The 2,314-nt window shown below is 29.1% G+C and carries 2 protein-coding genes; one reads left to right on the top strand and one right to left on the bottom strand.

What is annotated here, in order from left to right; translation table 11 throughout:
* Positions 1–73: 73 nt before the first annotated feature.
* Positions 74–1,294, bottom strand: a complete 1,221-nt coding sequence (locus HGPG_RS07640; protein ID WP_019125477.1) for a poly(R)-hydroxyalkanoic acid synthase subunit PhaE — start codon at positions 1,292–1,294, stop codon at positions 74–76.
* Between the two features lie 379 nt (positions 1,295–1,673).
* Here HGPG_RS07640 and HGPG_RS07645 point away from each other — a divergent pair, with 379 nt between their 5' ends.
* The gene (locus HGPG_RS07645) at positions 1,674–2,267 is read left to right on the top strand and encodes a leucine-rich repeat domain-containing protein (RefSeq protein ID WP_019125478.1); all 594 of its coding nucleotides are present in this window, start codon (positions 1,674–1,676) and stop codon (positions 2,265–2,267) included.
* Positions 2,268–2,314: the final 47 nt, after the last annotated feature.

Here is a 2,314-nt window from a genome sequence, read left to right on the forward strand (position 1 = left end):
CAAAAATAATTTAAGGCATAAAAAAAGTCTGCAGGAAAACCCACAGACCTTTTTAGGAGAAGATTCTTATGTTTTATTTTGCCTTAACTTGTGCCTTTAAAGCAGCAAGTTCTTTCTTCATTTCTTCAATTTCTTTCTTAAGAGCTGCATCAACTTCAACTTTTGCTTTTTCTTCTTTTAGTTTTGCAACTTCTTCCTTAAGAGCCTTAATTTCTTTTTCAGAATCGCTCTTTATCTTGTTAACTTTTCTGTCAAGGCTTGTTTTAGCTTTCTTTGCATCGTCAAGTCCCTTAGTAAGTCCTTCGACTTCACCCATGAATTTTTCTGCATCGCTAGCAGTTGCAATTGGAAAATCTTTTAATCTTTCTGCAACTTTTTCCATGTAAGATTCTTTATTTTTTTCTACAATATCTAAAATTTCTTGAACTTTTTCCTTGTATTCATTAGAGTTTACAAGTTCTCTATAAGCTTTTTCAAAATTACTCATGTAGAATTTGAAGAAATCTGCGAAATCTTCTAGTGAAGCTTCAGATTCAAGTCCATTGATGTAAGCTCTTTGAGCCTTTAATGCTGTTTCTTGATTTTTCTTTTCAAGGAATAAATTGAAATCTAAAAGTTTAAGTTCAAGGTCAAGATAATTTTGTAGTTCTCTCCTTGTTTTTTCCTTATCTTCTGGACTTACACCTATAGTTGGCATTTCAAAAATCTTGTCCAAAATTCCTTGGTAAAATTCTTTTACATCTGCAACTAATAATTCTGGTCTATTTTGTATTGCTTTTTCATAAAAATCAATAGACTTCTTTGAATTTTCTATGGCAGGTCTTATAAATTTTTCTAAATTAAAGTTTTCAAGAACTCTGTAATAGCTATCTGGAATTCTCTTGTAGAAATATTTTTTAGACATTTCAACTAACTCGTCGCTATAAAGTTCAAATAACTCAATTAATTTATTTTGAGCTGAAACAAGATCTAAGTCCTTATAAAAATCGCCATAAGCAAGGTAAAGTTTGTTCAAAAATTCCATATTTTTGTTGTAAGAATCCAAAGATTCCTTGTAACCAGGAACTTGTGCGAAGAAATCTTTAAAATTATTTTCAAAATTTTCATTGATTTCTCTGTAGTTCTTGAAAAAGTCCATTGGGTTTTTAAAGTTGTTTACAAACATATTCCCAGCAAAGGGATTGAAATCTCCAAACTTAAAAGATTCCATAAATTTACTATAAGCTTCCTTTTGATTTTCAAAAATATTTTTTTGCATTTCCATCATATCTTCAAAAAAGTTTTTATTTTCCATTTTTTCCTCCTTTTAATTCCTTTCAACTAAAATTTGTCTTCAATATTTTGCTTTACTAGATTATAACGACAAAAGTCCTCCAGGTCAAATAATGACTACCTTTTCCTGTAAAATAATTTAAATTTTACAAAATTATTACCCATCTGTTACTTATTTTTGTTCTAAAATATTTTTGTATTATAATAATACCCAAATAAAGCAATTATTATTTATATTTAGTAACATATTTTTCTTAATTCAAACTTTTAGTAACAAAGTTCTTTTTATTTAAAAAAAGTGTTCATCCTTTCTCTATTTTACAACCTTCCTTTATTAATCTCAGCTACTATGTTATAATGTAAGTAAGAAAAAATTTATGTAGGGGGAGGACATACATATTATGGAAAAACCTTGGGAGTTTGACGATTTTATATTTGATGGCGATGTGCTAAAGGGAATGACAAGAAAGGGCAAAGACAAAATCAAAAATGAAGAATTATTTGATATGGTAGTGCCTGCTGAAGGACCAGATGGAACTAAAATAAGAGTTATTGGAGAACAATGCTTCTTCAGAAGAAAACTTAACTCAGTTGTAATTCCTGAAACTGTTGAAGAAATTAGGTACGAAGCTTTTGGCGTTAACAACTTAACTGAAGTTGAAATTCCAGATTCAGTAAAAAAATTAGATGCTTACGCATTCTACAGAAACAAATTAACTGATGTTAAAATGCCTGAAGAATTAGAATACATTGGCGACAATGCTTTCTCATTAAATGAAATTGGCGAAATTGAAATTCCTGAAACAGTTAAATTTATTGGAGTAAGTGCTTTCTACAAAAACAAACTTACAGAAATTAACTTACCAGAAAATATTGAGGAAATTGACATGTATGCTTTCAGAAAAAATAATATCACTGAAGCTCATGTACCAGCTGGAATGAAAAAATTTGACGAAAGAGCATTTGAAGAAAATGTTGTTGTAAAAAGAGACTAATAAAAAAATGACAAAAGACTGTTGCTTGATGCAGCAGTCTTTTTATT

The organism is Peptoniphilus grossensis ph5, assembly GCF_000311825.1.
In the GTDB taxonomy this organism is placed as follows: Bacteria; Bacillota; Clostridia; order Tissierellales; family Peptoniphilaceae; genus Peptoniphilus_A; species Peptoniphilus_A hominis.